The 21,781-nt window shown below is 44.2% G+C and carries 14 protein-coding genes; 9 read left to right on the top strand and 5 right to left on the bottom strand.

From position 1 onward, the window contains the following. Nucleotides 1-444 precede the first annotated feature (444 nt). On the top strand, nt 445-5,367 hold the full coding sequence (locus G3R49_RS18975; RefSeq protein ID WP_167870702.1) for a S8 family serine peptidase: 4,923 nt from the start codon (nt 445-447) through the stop codon (nt 5,365-5,367). 87 nt (nt 5,368-5,454) lie between these two features. Here the strand turns inward: G3R49_RS18975 and ppiC are convergent, their stop codons facing one another. Next, nucleotides 5,455-5,733 carry a peptidylprolyl isomerase PpiC gene (gene ppiC / locus G3R49_RS18970; protein WP_130602311.1) on the bottom strand — a complete coding sequence of 93 codons (279 nt, stop codon included), beginning with the start codon at nt 5,731-5,733 and terminating at the stop codon, nt 5,455-5,457. Nucleotides 5,734-6,056: 323 nt separating this feature from the next. Here ppiC and G3R49_RS18965 point away from each other — a divergent pair, with 323 nt between their 5' ends. Beyond that, nucleotides 6,057-7,361 (top strand): inosine/guanosine kinase, encoded by a 1,305-nt coding sequence (locus tag G3R49_RS18965; protein WP_130602313.1) that lies wholly within the window; start codon nt 6,057-6,059, stop codon nt 7,359-7,361. Between the two features lie 351 nt (nt 7,362-7,712). After that, entirely contained in the window at nt 7,713-8,543 is an 831-nt protein-coding gene (gene nadE, locus G3R49_RS18960; protein WP_130602315.1) for an ammonia-dependent NAD(+) synthetase, read from the top strand. A gap of 155 nt (nt 8,544-8,698) precedes the next feature. Here the strand turns inward: nadE and G3R49_RS18955 are convergent, their stop codons facing one another. Next, entirely contained in the window at nt 8,699-9,295 is a 597-nt protein-coding gene (locus G3R49_RS18955) for a hypothetical protein (RefSeq protein WP_130602317.1), read from the bottom strand. A gap of 121 nt (nt 9,296-9,416) precedes the next feature. Between G3R49_RS18955 and G3R49_RS18950 the strand changes: the two genes are divergently transcribed. Beyond that, the gene (locus tag G3R49_RS18950) at nt 9,417-10,865 is read left to right on the top strand and encodes a carboxylesterase (RefSeq protein WP_130602319.1); all 1,449 of its coding nucleotides are present in this window, start codon (nt 9,417-9,419) and stop codon (nt 10,863-10,865) included. 50 nt (nt 10,866-10,915) lie between these two features. Here the strand turns inward: G3R49_RS18950 and G3R49_RS18945 are convergent, their stop codons facing one another. After that, nucleotides 10,916-13,147 (bottom strand): diguanylate cyclase, encoded by a 2,232-nt coding sequence (locus G3R49_RS18945; protein WP_242620257.1) that lies wholly within the window; start codon nt 13,145-13,147, stop codon nt 10,916-10,918. A 383-nt stretch (nt 13,148-13,530) separates the two neighbouring features. Here G3R49_RS18945 and G3R49_RS18940 point away from each other — a divergent pair, with 383 nt between their 5' ends. From G3R49_RS18940 to G3R49_RS18925, 4 genes are all read left to right on the top strand, one after another. Next, nucleotides 13,531-13,797, top strand: a complete 267-nt coding sequence (locus G3R49_RS18940; protein ID WP_130602321.1) for a DUF4212 domain-containing protein — start codon at nt 13,531-13,533, stop codon at nt 13,795-13,797. A gap of 12 nt (nt 13,798-13,809) precedes the next feature. Further along, nucleotides 13,810-15,528 (top strand): sodium:solute symporter family protein, encoded by a 1,719-nt coding sequence (locus G3R49_RS18935; RefSeq protein WP_130602323.1) that lies wholly within the window; start codon nt 13,810-13,812, stop codon nt 15,526-15,528. 194 nt (nt 15,529-15,722) lie between these two features. Then, on the top strand, nt 15,723-17,570 hold the full coding sequence (locus G3R49_RS18930; RefSeq protein ID WP_130602325.1) for a DUF294 nucleotidyltransferase-like domain-containing protein: 1,848 nt from the start codon (nt 15,723-15,725) through the stop codon (nt 17,568-17,570). Beyond that, nucleotides 17,570-18,265 carry an exonuclease domain-containing protein gene (locus G3R49_RS18925; protein ID WP_242620258.1) on the top strand — a complete coding sequence of 232 codons (696 nt, stop codon included), beginning with the start codon at nt 17,570-17,572 and terminating at the stop codon, nt 18,263-18,265. Before G3R49_RS18930 ends, G3R49_RS18925 begins: the two co-directional genes overlap by 1 nt. 100 nt (nt 18,266-18,365) lie before the next feature. Here the strand turns inward: G3R49_RS18925 and G3R49_RS18920 are convergent, their stop codons facing one another. Together G3R49_RS18920 and G3R49_RS18915 are read right to left on the bottom strand one after the other, a co-directional pair. Next, nucleotides 18,366-19,451: a ketoacyl-ACP synthase III gene (locus G3R49_RS18920; RefSeq protein ID WP_130602327.1), complete on the bottom strand. Its 1,086-nt coding sequence runs from the start codon at nt 19,449-19,451 to the stop codon at nt 18,366-18,368. A 54-nt stretch (nt 19,452-19,505) separates the two neighbouring features. Next, the gene (locus tag G3R49_RS18915; RefSeq protein ID WP_130602329.1) at nt 19,506-20,180 is read right to left on the bottom strand and encodes a GntR family transcriptional regulator; all 675 of its coding nucleotides are present in this window, start codon (nt 20,178-20,180) and stop codon (nt 19,506-19,508) included. A 208-nt stretch (nt 20,181-20,388) separates the two neighbouring features. Here G3R49_RS18915 and gmhB point away from each other — a divergent pair, with 208 nt between their 5' ends. Beyond that, the gene (gene gmhB, locus G3R49_RS18910; protein ID WP_130602331.1) at nt 20,389-20,940 is read left to right on the top strand and encodes a D-glycero-beta-D-manno-heptose 1,7-bisphosphate 7-phosphatase; all 552 of its coding nucleotides are present in this window, start codon (nt 20,389-20,391) and stop codon (nt 20,938-20,940) included. The last annotated feature ends 841 nt before the right edge of the window (nt 20,941-21,781 follow it).

Here is a 21,781-nt window from a genome sequence, read left to right as displayed (position 1 = left end):
ACAAGCATAAATAACCCGAGTTAAATCCAGCTTAATCTATGCAGTTTTAGTGACTATTCTTGCGAGTTGGCCCGCACTATGGTTATCGCAATCAATAATTTTTGCACAAGCTACCGAATAAAAAATTAGTGAGCAAGCTAAGGGGTGTTAGGTTGTTACAATTTGTATCAAGCTGTCGCGAATTTGATGAAGCTGATGCTTGTGAATAATCAGCAATATTAGCTGAACCTAGATTGTGCGACTGTTTTCGCGTTAAAAACCTGCCGATGTAAAAACTCTTTATTTCGAATATACCTTCCGCGCATCAAGCTATAGGTGCTTTCTATTGGATTGAAATTAAACAAAAAGATAACAATTTGATAGCGAGCTGATTACCAGTTTGCGGATTTTTCAACACTACCACTGGTGGCTTTTTTCGCGTGGTAGAAAAACAGGAAGGTTTTAATGAAAATAAAAAAGATAAGCCTAATGACCATTGCGGCTATGTATGCAGCAGGTGCAGGAGCTGCTGCCAGTCAGCAGCCTGTATCACTTTCTTTGGCTAGCATGGACGTTCAGGGCGTCGACATTTCAAATGAAGAATATCAACGTATGCATGAGTTTAAAAATGCTAGGTTGAATCGTCCCACTCAAACTGTCGCGCCTAATCAACATATTCGAAAGGTGGGGTTAGATAAGGTTCCATTTCAAATGGAAACCGATTTAGCTCCGGGTGAGCATACTTACATTGTGCAGCTTTCAGATGCGCCAATTGCAACTTATCAAGGTGGCATTTCTGGACTACAGGCAACTGCTGCAAGTGTTGCTCAAGGGCCTTTGCAATTTGGCAAGCAGCCTAGGGTTAAACTTAACCTGCAGTCGGCGGCCAGTGTTAGTTATCTTGGCTACCTTGAAAATCAACAAGCTAAAGTGCTTTCTGATATTAGTGCCAAAGCGGGAGCTAATAACAACGTTCGCCAATCCTACAAATATGCTTTCAATGGTATGAGTTTAATGATGACTCAAGCGCAAGCTGCCCGTGTGGCCAAGCTTGATGGGGTTCGCGCTGTTACCCGCTCTATAGTGCAAGAACTGCATACCGATGTGGGGCCTGAGCATATTGGCGCTGATAAAGTATGGTCGGGTGCTGCAACTGGCACCGAATTTACCGGAGCCGGTATTACCGTAGGTATTCTCGATACGGGGATTAATAGTCAGCACCCGTCTTTTGCTCCAATGGGTGATGATGGCGTAGCTATTATAAACCCTCTTGGTACGGGCAATTACCTAGGTGACTGCGAGCAAGTCGATTTTTCCCATATGTGTAACGACAAATTAATCGGTATTCGCTCGTATACGGAAATTACCGATAGCTATGGTGATCCGGTATTTAGAGGGTTAGGTTGGAACGCTCCATGGGAACATGTTCGCCCAGCAAATGGCGAAGACTATAACGGTCATGGCTCGCATACTGCTTCGACCGTTGCTGGTAACGTGTTGCTTGATGTTGCCTACCAGGTTGCTGAGAGTGGCTATGGTGAACAAATTACAGGGCGAGATACTGACTTAGTCTTCCCGCGAGTGTCTGGTGTGGCACCTCATGCGAACATTGTTTCATACCAAGTTTGTTGGGCGGGTGGTCAAGGGGCACCTTATGCAGGCTGCCCACAAGAAACGACTCTAAAAGCTATCGACGATGCTATTGCTGATGGTGTAGATGTAATTAACTACTCCATTGGTGGTGCAGAGCAATATCCGTGGCAAGCCCCTACAGAACTTGCTTTTCTAGCCGCACGTGAGGCAGGAATATCTGTTGCTGCATCTGCGGGTAACGCCGGTTCCTTTTGGATGGACCATGTCTCCCCTTGGGTAACGACAGTTGCTGCTAGTACTCATGGGCGCGTAATTACCTCTAAAGAAAAAACCATTGATGGTTTTACGGGTGGTGAAGAAAGCCCTAGTCCTTGGGGGCCAATGCGCGCGGCATCAATAACAGGTGGCTACACAGGCCCTGTGGTTTTAGCTGCAGATTATGACAGCGCTAACGCGAGTTGTGATGCCCCTTTTACAGAGGGGACATTCAGTTTCTACCCCGATGGTTCTACGCTAGCCACTTCGCCAATTGTTGTGTGCCAGCGTAGCGACCAAGCTAGGGTTGCCAAAGCTGACAATATTCGCTCTGGTGGTGCAGGGGCGATGATCCTATATAACCTTCAACAAGACTGGGAATATGAGTCGCCAGATGCTGTGAAAGTTGCAGATTATTATTCATTGCCGACGGCACACATCGGCGCATACGACGGTAGTAAAGTGGTCGAATGGCTAGCAGCTGGTATTGGCCATACTGCTACCATCAGTGACGGCTCACTATATACAGAAATGGGCGAGGCTGATGAGCTGGCTGATTTCTCCTCTCGCGGTCCGAGTAAGACCAATCCACATATCATGACGCCGACGTTGGCAGCTCCTGGTGTAGATGTATTTGCTGCTTACGCTAATGACAGAATTTTTACCATGACAGGCTATGGTATGAATTGGGCTGCAATTAGCGGTACCTCGATGGCTTCACCGCACGTAGCAGGTGCGATGGCGTTGATTAAAAATGCCCGCCCAGATTGGAGTCCTGCGGAAATTCAATCTGCTTTAACGACTACTGCGACTCAAGCTTCATTTGCGTTTGACGACGGTGGTGCTGGTGTTGTCAATGTCGCGAATGCAATCAATGCGACATTAACTTTGGATGAAACCATTGAGAATTATCAAAATGCAGATCCATTAGTGGGCGGTGACATTAAAATGCTCAACATGCCGTATTTGGTTAACCGTGAATGCGAAGGGAGTTGTAGTTGGTTTAGAGTGGTTACAGCAACAGAAGACGGTAGTTGGAATGTTAGTGCTGAAGAAATCGGTTATACGGGCGCGTCGCTTATGAATATTAGCGTTACGCCAACAAACTTTTCGCTAAGTGCCGGCGAAAGCCAGCGTATTATGGTGACGGCGAAGTTGCCTGATATCGATTTTCAATCTGACTCGCCTTTAGGGCAAGGTAATACTAACGGCTACACCTTCCAGGGGCAGCTGCAGCTAACCCCAATGGACTCTGGCAAGCCTCAGCAAGTATTACCAATTATCACCACTTATAAGAAGGCTGATCTTCCAGTGATCATTGAGGCTAATATAGGTCGTGAGCAAGGTGAATTTTTGTCTCCAGAGCTTGTTGCTTCAGCTACTGATAATTTGTCAGCTGTGGTTTATGGAATGGCGAAAGGCGAACAGCAAGAGTATCACCTTAAAATGAATACTGAGTGGCCATTTGATATGGAAGATTCAGTGCCGAGTGAGGACTCGCAAATTGGTTATCGATTCTTCGAGGTTCCAGAGGGAACTAAGCGACTCATAGTTGAGATCGCTGAGGAAGATAACTTTGCTAAATTTGTAAGCCATTTGAGTATTGGTCGTGATGTAAATAATGATGGCAAGATCCACTGGGATAACGAAGCGATTTGTGTCTCAGATTGGCGAATGCGTGATTACTGCGCCATCAATAACCCTGAGCCAGGGCAATATTGGTACATGCTAACCAATATGAAGTGGGGACTATATTGGGAAGATCCTTATGACATGGCTAATCGCTTTGTGACCAATGTAGTTCTAGTTAGTGATCAGGCTTCTGGTGAAGTGAGTGTGTCACCGACTTCTAGCGATGGGTTTACACCACAGTCTTTGAATATCAACTGGGATTTACCTAGCGCTGTAGAAGGTGACGTATATCATGGTGCAATTGCCCTTGGAACTGATACGAGTAACACAGAAGATATCGGTTTAATACCGCTGCGTTTAACCCGTACGAGTGATGACGTTCAGCTCACAAGTTCTCATACTGGCGCAAACGTAGGCGATATTGTCGATTTTGAACTGGTTCATCAAGCTAACTTAAATGGCTTAGAGCGTGAGCTAAACCTGACAGTTGAGCTACCAGCGGGGATGACGCTAATTGAAGATAGCGTGCGTGGTAACGAGTTCTTCAATTCAATGACAACTGAGACACAGGCACAGCAACTGATGATAAATGGTACTCAACCTTCATCTAAAGATGATGAGCCACGTTATGAGTTCACTACAAGTCTTGAGGATGAAATGTGTCGCTTACCGTTTAGCGATCAGACTCACTTCTTAGATCTTGAAGCGCTTGGCGTTCCTCAGCTTCCTGGGTTTGACAGCACTTGGAATCAAATGTTTGAAATTCCGGATTTCGTCGGTGCTGACAAGTATTTCCCACATATTCCTTTGTACGGTGTCTCTCGTGATGACACAACCAATATCATCACCATTATGGGTAATGGACTGCTTAAGTTTGATGCCCATGTGATTGAGTCTCTACCTGGCTATACCCTGGAATTTGACGGGATTAAAGATCTAGTGGTTGCTCCTTACTGGCGCAAAGATGGGGTGACAATTAATGAGTCTGGTATCGACTTTGATACATTTACACCGTATAGCAACGGGCTGTTTGCTGCCGCACTAAACGACAGTAAATATCTTGGCGTGCAATGGAAGAAAATGTATGGCTCTATTCCTGGTTGGTTTGGCGCAGAGATAGACTATGAAACTCACTATAACTTCTCAATACTGGCTTCTACCGAAATCGACTTTACCCCTAACGTTTATGAGTTGATCTTCACTTATGAAGAAATGAATGACGATAAAGGTGAACATACGATTGGTTTGAAGGGGTACCAAGGTGTGCGTGGATTCTACTACCCAGTTAACGGTTTCCATGTAGATGACTATGCAGTGAACGAGCCAGAGAAGTTTGGCAGTAATATGGTGATTTGTGCTAACTACCAAGGGCCTGAAAGTACACGATTAGTGACTCGTTTCTCAGCAAAAGTAACTAGTGCAGCAGTTGCAAGTGACAATGACGTAATGGTTAGTGCAACATTGAGCACCGGAAACACGGTCAATAAGTCTGTTGCTGTTCCTGTTGCCGGCAATATAACTGTGTTTGATATGGCTGATCATCAAATAGATGAGAACACAGTACTTGAAGGTATTGCTGTTGAGTACATGCATAGTCAAAACCGTGCGGTCTCTGTTAGTGCATCTGGTGATAATGTTACCGTAACCGCTGACGGCGCTATGTTAACCATTACGCCTGCTGCTGACTGGCATGGTGAAACCGAAGTGACGGTGACAGTGATGGATAGCACTAACCAACAAGATCAGGCATCAACAAGCTTTATGCTTACAGTAATGTCAGATGGCGTTGAGCCTTCTACACCAGTGACACCTGAACCAGAGCCTGAAACTGATTCATCAGGCAGTAGTTTAGGTTGGTTGGCATTAATGATGTTAGCTTTGGTTGGATTTGGCCGCCGTAAACACTAATTGAATGGTTAAAATAACAAAGGGCTCTCTGTTGAGAGCCCTTATCACACTTATAAAGTGAGAGGGATGTCTACTGAGCCTTAGCCGTTAAGTGCGATACAGCACCTTAACCACATGCCAGCCAAACTTAGTTTTTACTAGGTGTGGTTTAATCAATTCGCCAGTAAAGCAAATTTTGTCAAATGCTGGCACCATTTGTCCTTTTTTGAACTCACCTAAACTGCCGCCTTTTTTACCTGATGGACAAGTAGAGTGCTTTTTTGCAAGCACATCGAATTTGGCGCCTTTATTGAGTTTATCCATGATCTCTTCAGCGAGTACTTTGTGTTTAACTAGAATGTGAAGTGCAGATGCCGTTTTTGCCATGGTAAAGCCCGTTTGAAGGATGAAAAATAAGTGGCGGCTATTATACGAGACTCGGCATTGATCAGCGAGTGATAGTTACAATATGGCTTTGCTAAACAATCAAAGGTATGTGTGTTGGTAAAGCGCTATAAACAAGCGCAAAAAAGTTAACTAACAAGCAATTGACGAAATGTGATCCCTGATTAATATATAACCATAGGTTCAGATAGTTATAGCCGTTACAGTGTTAATTATTTCAGTGTTCAGGTAAGATCTGCCGCCATTATGCCTATATGGCGGTTTATAGATTAAATTGCACGGATGCTAATCAACGAGAGTACAATATGAAGTTTCCCGGACAGCGTAAATCTAAACATTACTTTCCAGTAAATCATCGCGATCCCCTGTTAGCTCAACTCACTCATCAACCTCAAGCACAAGCAAGTTATGTCTGTGGTATTGACCAAACTTTGGTCGACATTGAGGCGAAAGTTGAAGCGGAATTGTTAGAGCGTTACGGCCTACCAAAAGGAAACTCTACTCTTATTAACGACGAGCAAGCGCACGCTTTATATACCGAGCTTAAGTCGAACAATATGATCAGCGACGAGTTTGCTGGTGGCACCATTGGTAACACGGTACATAACTACTCGATTTTGGCCGATGACCGCTCGGTGCTGTTTGGCGTAATGAGCCAAAATATTATGGTTGGCAGCTACGCATACCGTTATTTATGCAACACCTCATCTAAAGTTGACCTTAACTACCTACAACCTGTTGATGGCCCGATTGGTCGTTGTTTCACGCTGATTTCTGACGATGGTGAGCGTACGTTCGCCATTAGCAAAGGTTCGATGGACAAGCTAACGCCTGAGTTCATCAATAAAGATGTGGTACAAAACAGTGCGGCGTTAGTACTTACTGCGTACCTAATGCGCGCCGCTGAAGGCGATGGCATGACTAGCGCGGCAATGAAGGCAATTGAATACGCCAAAGAAGCCGATGTACCAGTGGTACTAACCCTAGGAACACGCTTCTTAATTCAGGAAGACCCTAAGTGGTGGCAAAAGTTCATTAAAGAACATGTGACTATTCTTGCGATGAATGAAGATGAAGGTGAGGCATTAACAGGTCAAGTTGACCCACTGCTTGCGAGTGAAGCAGCGCTTGAGTGGTGCGACATGGTATTAACCACAGCTGGCCCAATTGGTCTTTACACTGCAGGTTATGTTGATGACAGCGCTAAGCGCCAAACGAGTCATCCACTGCTGCCTGGCGCTATTCCTGAGTTTAACCGTTATGAGTTCTCGCGCCCGATGTTAAAAGCTGATTGTGATGAGCCAATTAAGGTTTATGCGCATATTTCACCTTATATGGGCGGTCCAGAGCTTATCCGTAACACCAATGGCGCGGGCGATGGAGCTTTATCAGCATTGTTACACGACTTATCTGCTAACGTGTTCCACAAGGTAAACGTGCCTGGTTCGAGCAAGCATAAGCGTGAGGGATTATGCTATTCGTCATTCTCGCAAATTTGTAAGTATGCTAACCGCGTTGCTTACGAAGTGTTAGCTCAGCATAGCCCGCGTTTGTCTCGCGCCTTACCCGAGCGAGAAGACAGCCTAGAAGAGTCATACTGGGAGCGATAGTAAACGCTTACATCGACTTTGGTTTCAATCAGTTGGCTAGAAATACCTATTTTTAGATAAAAAAACGCTAGTGAATTCCACATTAGCGTTTTTTTTATGGCTGAATTTTATAGAATGGTTCTAGTTTAACCTGAACTCGGGATAATAAATCGGTTTCTAACGGCTATTTTTGTCTATTTCTGTGTTGAAGCTACTTGCAATAGGCTAGCTATTGACGCGTAGCTTCGCCTTGAACTAAACAAAACTATCTCGCTAGAAACTTAGTGCTAGATCTAGCTCTGAACAAGAGAGTCATTGGCACTTCCTTATCCCAAGTTCAGGCTAGTTTAATTTGATGTAATGGAGCCTGACGTGAAAGGACAAATCTTAAGGGAAATGAAAGTGCTCAAAGCAATTGAGCCTGAGTTTGAAGTGCAGCGCCGCGTTGCCTTTATTAAAGCCAAGCTAAAGGAGTCACATACCACTAGCCTGGTACTTGGGATCAGTGGTGGTGTGGACTCTTCAGTCACTGGGCGTTTATGCCAGTTAGCGGTGAACGAGTTAAATGCCGAGCAAAGCGACAAGGCTTATCAATTTATTGCGGTGCGTTTGCCGTATCACGTGCAAAAAGATGAAGACGAAGCCCAGCTAGCTTGTCAGTTCATTGAGCCAAGTAAACAAGTCACAGTAAACATTGCTGATGGCGTTGAAGGCGTGCATGCATCTACATTAGCAGGTCTTGCAGGCGCGGGTATTGAGCTGCCTGAGGCGAGTAAAGTTGATTTTGTTAAAGGTAACGTTAAAGCGCGTATGCGGATGATTGCCCAGTATGAAATCGCTGGTATGGTTGGCGGTTTAGTAGTGGGCACTGATCATAGCGCTGAGAACATTACTGGCTTTTACACCAAATACGGTGATGGTGCGTGTGATTTAGCACCAATTTTTGGTTTGAACAAACGTCAAGTTCGCCAGCTAGCAAGCTACCTTGGTGCGCCAGATGTATTAGTCACTAAAGCGCCAACGGCTGATTTGGAAGAAGATCAACCGCAGCTTGAAGATGAAGTGGCATTAGGCATGACTTACGATCAAATCGATGATTTCCTAGAAGGCAAAGATGTGGATGACAGCGTTGAAGCCAAGCTAATTGGCATTTACAAGCGTACTCAACACAAGCGCGAGCCAATTCCAACGATTTACGATTAGTCGTTAGATAACATTGTAAAAGCTGCCAATTAAAATCGCCGCCAATGAGTAAATCTTGGGCGGCGTTTTTGTACCGTTAATTTCTCAATTGGTGGATTCTTTGTTAATCAATGCCCTAGCTGCGTCTTCTTGCTAATGATGCAGCTTGGGATGACTCAGTCATAGTCGTGAATAACCTTGCGAATTTCAGTAATCAGTTTATTGGGAAATTGTCGGTAATCCAGGTAGGGCGTTAATAGTTGCCTGTTAACTGTTTTGCTTGGCAGTTTATCTGGTGAGTCAGCATCGGATTTTTCAATTTGTTTAGCTAAATCGAGATTAAAATGTTGCTGAACTTGTTGCCCTGCAAAAATATGCCACACGGTTTGATTGTTGATGAGTGAATCAACTTTCACTTGTGGCTCTTGCTGTCGGTGAAGAGTTTTCTCTGGCTGCAATTCTTTGTCACAGCAGATAATCAAGGCACAGCTTTTACACTTAGTAATAGTTCCACTGCTAGAGAACAGGCTATCTTTGATATCTCGCCACTGGCTTTCATCATGGGCGCATAGCTTCGCCGCTATGGTGAGGATTTTACGCCAATGGTTACCATTTAAAGCAATTAACTGTTGGCAAAATTTTGGGTTATCAGGCGCTATGGGTTTATTCTCAGCGCTTGATACTCCATCTTCATAGCTCGGCATGATAGGCACATTGGGCAGGTAAATGAGTATTTCAGCATTGATATCACCAATTATCTGGTAATGGGGCACAAGTAGCTATCCTTATAATATTAGTGATAAATAAGCGTTAACGGCGTGGTTATATTTCATCGCTACAATCGGTAAACTGAAACAAAATCAGGTTACTTCACTCGCTATAGAAAGGAAACCCATGCGCGCGATTGTTATTGGTTCAACTAAACATATTCTATTTGCTTTGTGCTATGCCCTTATTGGCATTATTGTCGCAGGGTTGTTTGGGCTGGTGTGGGTGTTAAATAATCGTGCGGATTTGGACTTATGGCACAAGACTGAGCTCACCCATCAATATCGCGGTCAAAAGGGCATTGAAACGCTTGATGATTATTTAGCGCTTGAAGATAAGCTGTTTGCAGAGGTCGACACCAAGATTTACCAACGCTACTCGCCAACCGTCGCTTCCGCAATCAATCGTTTTGAAACTGACTCGCTTGCTGATCCAAGGCAATGGCAAGTTAATTGGAATCGCACTTTTGTGTCGCGCAGTGAATCGGCACAATTTGGCGTGTTGTTTATTCACGGTATGTCTGACTCGCCATATTCGATGCGTCATCTGGCTGAAAATTTTATAGACCGTGCAGATGTGGTATCGCTGCGTTTACCTGGGCATGGCACCATTCCTAGCGCGTTAACCGACTTGCACTGGCAAGATATGGCTAAAGCGGTTGCTCTGGTGACCAAGGATCTAAAACAGCAGCTCAACGGTAAGCCGTTATATGTGGTGGGGTTTTCAACTGGCGCCGCGCTTGCGCTTAACCATGAGCTTGAAAAAATAGCTAAAGGTAAGCAGGGAAGTTATGAGCGTATGGTGTTTGTGTCACCCGCTATTGGCCTGCCTACCATTGCTGCAGGTGCTTATTGGCAGGCAAGGTTAGGTGAACTGCTAGGGCTAGAAAAGCTTGCCTGGAATAGCATCAAAATTGAGTACGATCCGTTTAAGTATTTGTCGTTTGCGGTTAATGCGGCCGATGTGGTTTATGGTGTGGCGCAGCGCAATCTTGAGTTAATTAGTCAGTTTAATCCTGAGCAACAACAAAAAATAGCGCCGATTTTAACCTTTCAATCAGCTGTCGATGCTACGGTTTCAACCAGCGCGATTCTTAATAATTTATACCGTTATTTACCAGTGGGTGAGCATCAAATCGTGATGTTTGATGTGAATCGAAACCTGGTGAATCGTAATTTAATGACCAATGAGCCGCTTGCTGAGCTAGCGACATTAGGTTTGGATATAAACAAGAATTTTGATGTAACGCTAGTGGAAAATATCTCAGTAAACTCAGCACAAGTGCAAGCGAGAACCGTTAGTCATGAGTTAAAGGGCGATCAGTTCAAAACACTTAACTACATTTGGCCACAAGATGTGTTTTCACTCTCTCATGTAGCGCTGCCGTTTCCTGCAAATGACCCACTGTATGGCGTTGATGTTGCTGATGACTACCCGTTTATCCGCATTGGGCAGGCGATTTACAGTGGTGAGCGCGGATTATTCAGTGTGCCGCCATCGGATATGCTGAGACAAAAATGGAACCCGTTTTATCCGTATGTGGTAGAGCGGATGCAAGGCTTTATTGAGCATTAACCTTTGCTGCTGAGCAATAGTTTGTATTAGTGTAATAGCGTAAAAGTGGACTATTCGGGTTGTTCTAGTTTCTGTTTTACTTCTTTTTCTTCAATTGGCGAATTCTCATCGAATAGGGTGGTGTCATCAATGATGTTAATAATCACCTTATTGCGACCTACATCTTTAGCCTGATAAAGGTTGTTATCCGCAATGCGGATCCAGTCGTCTAAGTCTTTCGAGTAGCTGGCATTGGCGGTAATCGCGCCAATACTGGCAGTCACGTTAAAGCGCTTACCGGTTTCATGCATAACGATTTCATTGGCTTCAATGGCTTTGCGGAAGGTGTTGAGGTGTTGCTCAATTTTAAGCGCATTCGAGATAGGTAAGATAAGAATAAACTCTTCACCGCCATAGCGAGCAATAATGTCAGTATCACGTTTAAAGTGCGTTTTTAGCAGTTTAGCGACTTGTCTTAAGCACTCATCACCGGCCAGATGACCGTATGAGTCGTTAATGGTTTTAAAGAAATCTAAATCTAGCACTGCGACAGTAATGGCCTGTTCACTGCGCAAACAGAAATCCAATACATCATTAAATCGATTTTCGGCATAACGGCGGTTGTACAATCCAGTTAATGTGTCTTTATCAACTAGGTCTTTTAGTTTTTTGTTGGCGCTTTCTAGCTCTTTAGTGCGCTTACTGACAATGCCTTCTAACGCCATTTGGTGTGACAGCAATTGCTGCTTACTGGCAGATAGTCTTTGGTACAGGTTGTAGACCTCGCGAGGAAATGACTCGTCAAGTTGTAAACTTTGCAACTGTTTAGCGTCCATTTTACTAAAGTGGTTGGCGACTAAATCAAGCGGACCATTAAGCAAGCGGCTAATCTTGGTTGATATCAGATAAGAGAAGAGCAGTGACACCAATAACATGATAAAACTGTTGAGCATTTGGCTTTCTGCTAACTTTAGTAGTGGCGAGAACTCCTCAACAACATATAGCGTCCAGCCGTTATTAAGTTGCTTTTTAGCGTAGAAATACTCAGGAGTAATGGATTCTATGTCATGAATATTGAGTAGGTCTAAACTGGTACGGTAAAACTTATTTCCTTGGTTGTATTGAAATTGAGTGATGGGTTTAAGGCCTAATTCATCGCTGGCATAGACTATTTGGTTTTGCTCATCAAGTAGGATGATTGATTGCTCGCGCGCTTCTTTAGCAATATCTTCTACTTTACTGATATGGTTCAAATCTAGCGAACCTTCAATGATACCAGTAGGTATCCCTTTATCGAATAGCGGGGCGCTGATGGCGATAATGGCCTCATTACCTAAGCCTCTGCCTAAGAAAACTGAAGAGATAAACAACTTACGGTTGTAAAAAGCCTCAATAAAATAGTCGCGATCTTTAATCGATATCTGCTGAATATCTCCCTTTATATTTAAAAACCGAGAACTAGGTGACGCGTTAATAACATGAGCATCTTGGTTAGCTATTAACATGGTAATGAAGCCTGGATAAGATTGATGCAGGGTATTTAAATACTGCTGGCGCTGCTCTGTTGAGGATTGCATTAAGTTAAATTGCTTAGCAGCGTTGTCGATGACTTGTTTATGGTTGTTCAAGTAGTTTTCAGTCGCAGAGCCAATGTAAGACGCATTACTTTCCAACTTGCTCTGCAGCAAATCTTGCTGGCGGCTTAAATAAAAGTAATTGAACACGATTGCCGAAATCAATAGTGAAACTGTCACCATCAGCGTCATAAAGTAGGTTAGCTGGGCGCTGAATTGGCGGCGTTTTTTGTCCTGAACTTTACCTTCGAAGTTCCATAATCTTGGGACAAACAGTATAAGCAGTGAAGCAATGCTGACGTAGATTAATCCATTAATACCTTGTTTCAGCACCGTGAAGGGGACGTGTTCACTTGGTATATCAAAAAACACTCGAGAGTATAGGTAAAAAATTGGTGAGCCGATGAACACCCAATAAATTGCGCTGCCATATAACGAGTAAATGTCTCGCTTACGGCAATAACCTAAAAAAAGTGCTTCAAGACAAAAGATAACGTAGACGTGCGGGCTGTCCCAGGCTAAAAGCAACCCTGTAGCTGCAATCGTAGCGGTAATTAGTGCATACCAGGGGCCAAATAACACCGCTGAAATGACGTAAAAGGTATTGCCTAATACTAATTGTACGTTAGCAAAAAATGGGATCGGGTAGCTGTTGATGGCGAATCCAAGTAAGCCAAAAACAATTGCAAACGTTAAATGTTGTTGGTTTATCTTCTTGCTTGTCAGCAATTCACAGTCCTATTAAGCCGCTACAACTTTTGTGTCATCCTTTGTTAAAAAATTGTAACTGCTAGAGGCGCTTATCTCAAGTTAACTGCAAAATAAAGCTCAGATTACAGTTATTAACATGCACAATGCTTTCCTTTACTTAGATTCCCCATCAACCAGAAGGCTTACTCCGTTTTCGCCCTGCGTACTGTTAGACCATAGTCTAGCATGCTCGATCTGGACGAAATCGTTTTAGATTGGCTTAAGTTGTTGATTTAGCTGTTATTAATTGAGGGTTTTAATGGCGATTATAAGTTGAGCTTAGACTAAGGTCTTGATTGTCCCTCCCTTTAGACTTGCTAGATTTGCTAAGACTTTACAATAAATAGCACAAGGGAGTCGCTATGGCTTTTGAAAATAACGATAAGGCAGCAGGCTACTGGAAAGAGAACCTACGTCTCGTTCTTAGTTTGTTGGCAATATGGGCAGCAGTGTCTTTTGGATGCGGTATTTTATTGGTGGATGTGCTCAATGAAATTACCTTCATGGGATTCAAATTAGGCTTCTGGTTCGCGCAGCAAGGCGCAATGTATGTGTTCGTGGCATTGATTTTTGTCTATGTGGCAAAAGCTAATGCATTGGACAAAAAATACAACGTGCAAGAAGACTAAGGAGATAGGGCAATGGACGTTCAAACACTGACCTACCTAATTGTTGGCGCAACGTTTGCGCTGTACATAGGTATCGCGATTTGGTCTCGCGCAGGTTCTACTAAAGAGTTCTACGTTGCTGGTGGTGGGGTGCCTCCAGTGATGAACGGTATGGCAACTGCCGCTGACTGGATGTCGGCCGCATCGTTTATTTCATTAGCAGGTATTGTGTCGTTTGTGGGTTATGACGGCTCGGTTTACCTTATGGGCTGGACTGGTGGCTATGTATTACTAGCACTGTGTATGGCGCCGTACTTACGTAAGTTTGGTAAGTTTACTGTGCCAGACTTTATTGGCGACCGTTACTACTCACAAGCGGCGCGTACGGTAGCGGTTGTGTGTGCCATCTTCATTTGTTTTACCTATATTGCAGGCCAAATGCGTGGTGTTGGCGTGGTATTCTCGCGCTTCCTAGAGGTTGAAGTTGAAACTGGCGTGTACATTGGTATGGCTGTGGTGTTCTTCTATGCGGTGCTCGGCGGCATGAAAGGTATTACCTATACTCAGGTTGCTCAATACTGTGTGCTTATCTTTGCATTCATGGTGCCAGCGATTTTCATCTCAGTGATGATGACAGGTCACGTATTACCACAAATTGGCTTTGGTGCTGAATTGATTGATGCAGCCGGTAATGGTACTGGCACATACTTGCTCGATAAGCTCGATGGATTATCCTCCGAGCTAGGCTTCTCCCAATATACCGAAGGCTCTAAGGGCATGATTGACGTGTTCTTTATTACTGGTGCTCTGATGTTTGGTACTGCGGGTCTGCCACATGTAATTGTACGTTTCTTCACTGTACCTAAAGTTAAAGATGCACGTGTATCGGCTGGTTGGGCACTTGTGTTCATCGCGATTATGTACACTACGGTTCCTGCATTAGCGGCATTCTCTCGTGTAAACATGATTGAAACCATCAATGGCCCTGAATCAACAGGTGTTGCTTATGAAACTGCACCAGATTGGATTAAAAACTGGGAGAAAACAGGCCTAATTAAGTGGGACGATAAAAACAACGACGGCAACATCTACTATTCGAACGGTGATGCCAATGAGATGAAGATTGACCGAGACATCATGGTACTGGCGACGCCTGAAATTGCAGATTTACCAGCATGGGTTATCGCGCTAGTTGCAGCTGGTGGTTTAGCTGCGGCGCTATCAACATCTGCCGGTCTGCTGTTAGTTATCTCTACCTCGGTGTCCCATGATTTACTTAAGAAGAGCTTTATGCCAGATATCTCCGATAAGCAAGAGTTGTTGTATGCTCGGATTGCGGCGGCGGCAGGTATTGTAATGGCCGGTTACTTCGGTATTAATCCGCCAGGCTTTGTTGCCGCAGTGGTTGCAATTGCATTTGGTTTAGCTGCTGCGTCACTATTCCCAGCGATTGTAATGGGCATCTTCTCTCGCACTATCAATAAAGAGGGCGCGATTGCAGGTATGGTTGTGGGTCTAACCTTTACCGCAGCGTACATTATCTACTTCAAGTTTGTGAATGTAGGTGCTAACAATGCAGATAACTGGTTCTTAGGTATTTCGCCTGAGGGTATCGGTATGTTGGGTATGTTCATCAACTTCGCTGTCGCATTTGCGGTGAGCAAAGTAACCGCAGCGGTACCTGATCATGTTGTTGAAATGGTTGAGTCTATTCGTTTCCCTAAAGGTGCAGGCGAAGCACACGACCACTAAAATTTGATGAAATTAGTTTGATTTTAAAAAGAGCTCTTCGGAGCTCTTTTTTGTTATTGCGTATAGGGTGCACCTCAAAGTTTCGTGAGTGCTAAAGCTTATAGGCTTTAGTCGAATAGCCTAGCCATGCTGCGCCCTTATATAGTTGAATGATGGCAATTCATGACAATTCAACTTGGATATGGTCGTAAACGATGGATGAAAGCGAAATCCTACCGATTGTTCAGTTCTTACAATCTCTAGTTCCCTTTGACGCTTTGACCGAGGCAGATTTGCGTCAGGCGAGCTTGTCACTCACTGTTGGCTATTATGGCAAAGCAAGTCGTTATGTGCCGTTAAAGCCTGATAATAAGCAGCTTTTTATTGTGAGAAGCGGCGCGTTTGAGGTAAGGGACGGCCAAGGCGAACTGATTGATAGGCTAGGCGAGGGCGACTATTTTGGTTTCCCTTCACTGCTTACGGGTGAAGAAGTCACTAACAAAGTAGCGATTTTAGAAGACAGTTTGGTGTATCACCTTTCTGAACAAACCTTTGATTTTTTGCGCGCAAATTACCGCAGTTTTGATCAGTTTTTCAATCGAGCATACGCCAGGCGCATGCGCCATCAAGGCAGGTTTACCGCAAAAGACCTCACTACAACAAGTAAAGTTAACGTACTGATGGCCAAATCACCTATAACGATTTCGGGCAATGAATCAGTGCAATCTGCGGCAAAGTTAATGCAGAGTCAAAGGGTAAGCTCGCTGTTAGTGGTCGATAATCAAAAGCTGGTGGGAATTTTAACCGATCGCGATCTACGAAATAGGGTATTGGCGCAGGGATTCGATGGCAGTTTAAAGGTATTCCAGGCTATGACGCGAGAGCCAGTATCCCTTGGCCCCAATAGCTTAACTTTCGAGGCGATGCTTGCGCTGAGTGAGCACAATATTCATCACTTACCTATAGTTGATGCGGGTGTGCCGGTCGGCATGATCACCAGTAGTGATATATTACGCGCGCAGAGCTCACAGCCACTGCTGTTAATCAAAGAAATAGATAAGCAAGATAGCGTTGAATCATTGGTTCAGGTGAGTAAACAAATCCCGGTATTGCTGCAAAACTTAGTGAGCGCAGATGCACGAGCGGAAGAAATCGGCCGCGTGCTCACTTCTGTAACGGATGCGCTCACAAGGCGTTTAATTGACATCAATCAAACGCTTTTAGGCAAAGCGCCAATGCCATTTTGTTGGTTAGCCTTTGGCTCACAGGGCAGGCAAGATCAAGTGGCTTGCTCAGATCAAGATAACGGTTTATTGCTGGCTCATGAACCTGATGAATTTGCAGCATCTTACTTTGAGCAATTATCTAAAGCCGTGTGCAAAGGGCTCAATGACTGTGGTTATGTGTTTTGCCCCGGCGACATTATGGCGCAGAACCCTAAGTGGCGTATGGGTTTAAGCCAGTGGCAGCAGTGTTTTAGTAAGTGGGTGAACAACCCTGATCCCAAAGCGCTAATGCATGCCAGTATTTTCTTTGATATGCGCGCAGTTTATGGGCCGCAATCTTTGTTTGATGAGCTGCAAATCAGTGTGCTAAATGCCACCAAAGACAATGACATCTTTTTGGCAGGCATGACCAATAATGCCCTTAACGAAAACCCGCCGCTCGGATTCTTTAGAAAGTTTGTTTTAGAGCGTGATGGCAGCGAGCTTAAGGGGATGGATTTAAAGCACAAAGGCAGCGCAATTATCAATGATATTGCCAGAGTCTATGCGCTGAGTGCGGGGATTACGGAGGTGAATACCGCTAAGCGGATACGTTTGCTGATGGAGCAGAAAATCATTAACCGTAAAGATGCGCTCAATCTTGCCGATGCTCATGAGTTTATCGCTCACATGCGCCTTTCGAACCAAGGTTACCAAGCGACTCACCAATTGCCGCTGAGTAATTATCTTAAGCCGCAACATTTATCTTCGTTAATGCGTCACCAATTGCGTGATGCTTTTAAAGTGGTCCATGATGCTCAGGCCGGGTTGAAGCTTAAATTCACTCGGAGCTTTTAGTGAGTATTACTAAGTGTGTCTGGTATCGCTTTTGGTTGAGCCGCTATGCAACCAAGATAGATATGAACGAGTTGAGTCAATATCAACTGGCAATGGCAGGTGGTTTTGGCGATACAGCTGCGCAGGCTGAGTTAGTTGCCATTGACCTTGAAATGACAGGGCTAGATCCGATAAATGATCAAATCGTTAGCATTGGTTTAGTGCCGATTAAACAAGCTCAAATCCCTTTAGTTGGGGCGCGGCAAAAGTTTATTGAAATCAAAGGCAGTGTTGGCGACAGCGCTGCAGTGCATGGTGTAGTCGATGACACGCTAGCCTCTGCGCTTTCGTTAAATGAAGCTTTACTTTGGTTTATTGAGCAAACTCGCGGCAAAGTATTGGTAGCCCATCATGCTCAGTTAGATGTTCAGTTTCTACAGGCAAAAATATCGCAGCAGTTTGGGGTAAACCTTGCTTTTGTGGCTATTGATACCTTACAAATTGAGAAGCAACGCTGGCTTAAACAGCATGAAGTAATAAAAGAGGGTTGTTTACGTTTGGGTGCGAGTCGTGAGCGATATCAGCTCCCCGTTTACAGTGCTCACGATGCTTTGGTTGATGCTTTGGCATGCGCCGAGCTGTTAATTGCTCAATTAAATGCAATGGGAGATAGCGAGACGACCAAGCTAGTGGAGCTGGCTCAGCTATATCGATAGTTTGCTGTTACATTCTTCGCTGCATCGGTAGTTGGCACATATAAAAACGCCCATAGTGTTGCTATGGGCGTTTTAGGCTTAAATTCAATTTTTGCTATCGTTACTTAGCGTTATTTTGTTCACGGCCTAAGAAGTAGTCAACAGCTGGCTTGATGATTTCTAGCGCTCCTTGAGTGCATTCAGGCAGCTCAGCATCTGACTGTTTAATCGGCGTTGTACGCTCGCCCCATTTGAGTAAAACGGCCGCAGAAGTTAAACCAGCACCAAATGCGCAAGATAGTATCGTTTGTCCTGGCTGAATACGGCCTTGATCTAGTGCATCACAAATCGCAATCGGGATAGTTGCCGCAGATGTGTTACCGTATTCTGCAATATTGACGAAGGCTTTTTCTTTATCGATTTTCATGCGGCTGATTAAGGTATCGATAATGCGCTCGTTTGCTTGGTGCGGGATAACTAAATCCACGTCTTCTTTAGTTAGCTCACACTTTTCTAGCACCTTCTTACTCAGTGTGCCCATGCCGTGAATCGCGCGCTTAAACACTTCCTGGCCGTTTAAGTTGATGTAAAAGTCCAGCGAGTCAGCTTCAAATCGATCCATTTGTGTACCAAAGCCCGATGCTAAAATGTCGCGACCAGCAGGGTCGTTATTTAGCTCGTAACCCATGATGCCACCTTGCTGCTCAGATGCTTCCAGTACAACTGCGCCCGCACCATCACCAAATAACACTGCGGTTTCACGGCGAGACCAGTCTAGGTAGAAAGACAGTCGCTCAGCACCGACTACAAGTACGCGCTTGTATTGACCACTTTGGATCATTGAGTTGCCCAAACCAAGGCCATAAAGGAAGCCACTACATGCTGCGTTGATATCAAATGCACCACATGTTGCACCCACTTCAGCTTGAACGGTTGATGCAATATTTGGAATTAGCGTGTCAGGGCTGGCCGTTGCCAAAATGATAAGATCTAAGTCTTTACCTTCAATACCCGCGCAGTCTAGCGCTCGTTTAGCTGCAACTGTGGCTAGCTCTGATGTGTTCACATGGCTAATATGGCGCTTACTAATACCGGTACGCGGCTTAATCCATTCATCAGACGTGTCCATGAAGGTAGATAGATCATGGTTCGTTAAGGTTGCTGGTGGTACACATTTTCCCCAGCCTGTAATATGTGCGTACTGCATAGTGGTTCTCACAAATCTAAAATTAAATTCTAATTGCGGCTAATAGCGATGGAGTTAGTTATCTAACTGTTGTTTTACCAAGGCTTTAATGGCGGTGGCCGCACCTAATATATGTTCGCGTAATAACTGGGTTGCTGCTTCCACATCCATTTGCTGGCATAGCGTTAGTAGCGTTCGATGCTCGCGCTCAGCAGTGGGAATTCCACCAGTTAATAACAGTTGTAAGCGTATGTAGCGGTCGCAGTTTGTGTTTAAGCCATGAACAACCTCTAGCGTGTGCGGTCTATTTGCCGCCTGATAAAGTTGCGTGTGAAATTGAGTATTTAGCTCACTCCAGCTGGCAACGGCATTGGGTTGTTTAAATGCTGATTCTAATTGGTTTAACACACCCTCTGCATGGGCGATATCTTTAGCCGTTAGGTTAGGTATCGCTCTAGCGAGTAAATCTGCTTCGATTAATGCGCGCAGTTCAAAGAGTTCAGTCACTTGCTCAACAGAAAGTGATGTTGCGGTTGCTCCCTTGTGAGGCTCAAAGTTAACTAAGCCCTCCGCTTCGAGCTGCACTAAGGCTTCTCTAACTGGGATGCGGCTAACGTTAAGCTGGGTTGCAATCGCTGACTGTCGTAGAGGCTCGCCACCTTTAATTTCCCCCGACAAAATTCGCTCTCTGAGCGCCTCAACAACGAGTTGGGTGCGGGTTTTGTGCATAATAGGGGCTATTGTACTCATCGACTCTTATATTTATCTGGCACTACATATCCGAGCAAGATTAACTTTTTGTGATCTTTTTATAAAGCGAAACATCAAATAAAAATGCAGACCTAGTAACGGAAAACCGCAAAATTTGGCAAATCTGGTTAATCTTGGCATGTTTGACTAGCCCAAATAGCTTGACGGTGTGATAATAGCGCGCAGTTTATATCCTAGGAGCAGTTTAGTGGCTAAAGCAGTATTTCTTGATCGTGATGGTGTGATTAATGTTGATCATGGTTATGTCCATAAAGTCGATGACTTTGAATACATTGAAGGCGTATTCGAGGCTTGCTTAGCTTTTAAAAAACTAGGGTACAAGATTGTCGTTGTAACTAACCAGTCAGGCATTGCGCGCGGCAAGTACACAGAAGATGATTTCCATACCTTAACTGAATGGATGGATTGGAACTTTGCTGATAAAGGTGTTGACCTTGATGGTATCTATTATTGTCCGCATCATCCTGAAAAAGGAATTGGTGAGTACAAACAAGATTGTGACTGCCGTAAACCTAAACCAGGTATGCTTAATACCGCAGCGAGATTTTTAAAGATTGATATGAGTCAATCGGTCATGGTTGGCGATAAAGCTGATGATATGCGTGCGGGTAAAGCTGCTGGTGTGCCAACGAACATTCTGGTTCGCACAGGTAAAGAAGTAAAACAAGATGGTATTGATGAAGCGAGTGTAGTAGTCGATTCAATTGCTGATGTACCGAAAGTACTTGAAGCACTGTAAGTAATGGTTAGTGGTTGAAGCTAGTGAGTCACTTGTAATAAATAGTAAGTGATAAACGTTAACCGCATAGTAATTACAAAAGAGGGTAACCCAATTGGTTTACCCTCTTTTGTTTTGTATACCACTGCCATCTGCCTCTTTATTACCTCACAGCTTATCAAATCCGTTACCTTACTGTTGTTTCTGCTACTTCAATGGCTTTGAAAGTACGTCTATCCAGCCATATCGATACGCGTGATGAACATTTTGTTGAAAATATGCGCGCTTGGTTTTGGTTTTATCAAAAACTACAATTTAGGGGTTGCGCAATTAAATCTGCTCCCTATAATGCGCACCCACTGACCTACAGGACGTAGGGAATGCCAAAGCTTGTCTGGAACAAGCTTGGTAGAGACGGCGCAGCAGCAAACATTAAGCGATAAGCTTAGTAAGTCCAGCTAGCCTGACAGCTTGGTTTGAGCGGTAACTAACCACTTAAATCAAGAGCGAAAAGAAAGTTTGAAAAAACGCTTGACGCTCACATGGGAATGCGTAAAATACGCAGCCCTGACCACTTAAACGGTCAACGCTCTTTAACAATTTATCAAGTAATCTGTGTGGACATTCACAGAGCGTTAAATTCGACAGATTCATCTTTTGATGAGTCACAAAATTTAAAACTCAAAGATGTTCATACGACACAAGTTAATTTGAATTGATGATTCGATTTAAATTGACGCATGACAGTAGAATTCATTGAGTCAGTTCTTTCTATTTTATAGAGAGTGACTGTAAAAACTTTTAATTGAAGAGTTTGATCATGGCTCAGATTGAACGCTGGCGGCAGGCCTAACACATGCAA

Origin of the sequence: Shewanella sp. WXL01, from assembly GCF_012263345.1 — a bacterium.
Classification (GTDB): Bacteria; Pseudomonadota; Gammaproteobacteria; order Enterobacterales; family Shewanellaceae; genus Shewanella; species Shewanella maritima.
Note: the sequence above shows the minus strand (reverse complement) of the source record. Positions and strands in the feature narration are given on the sequence as shown.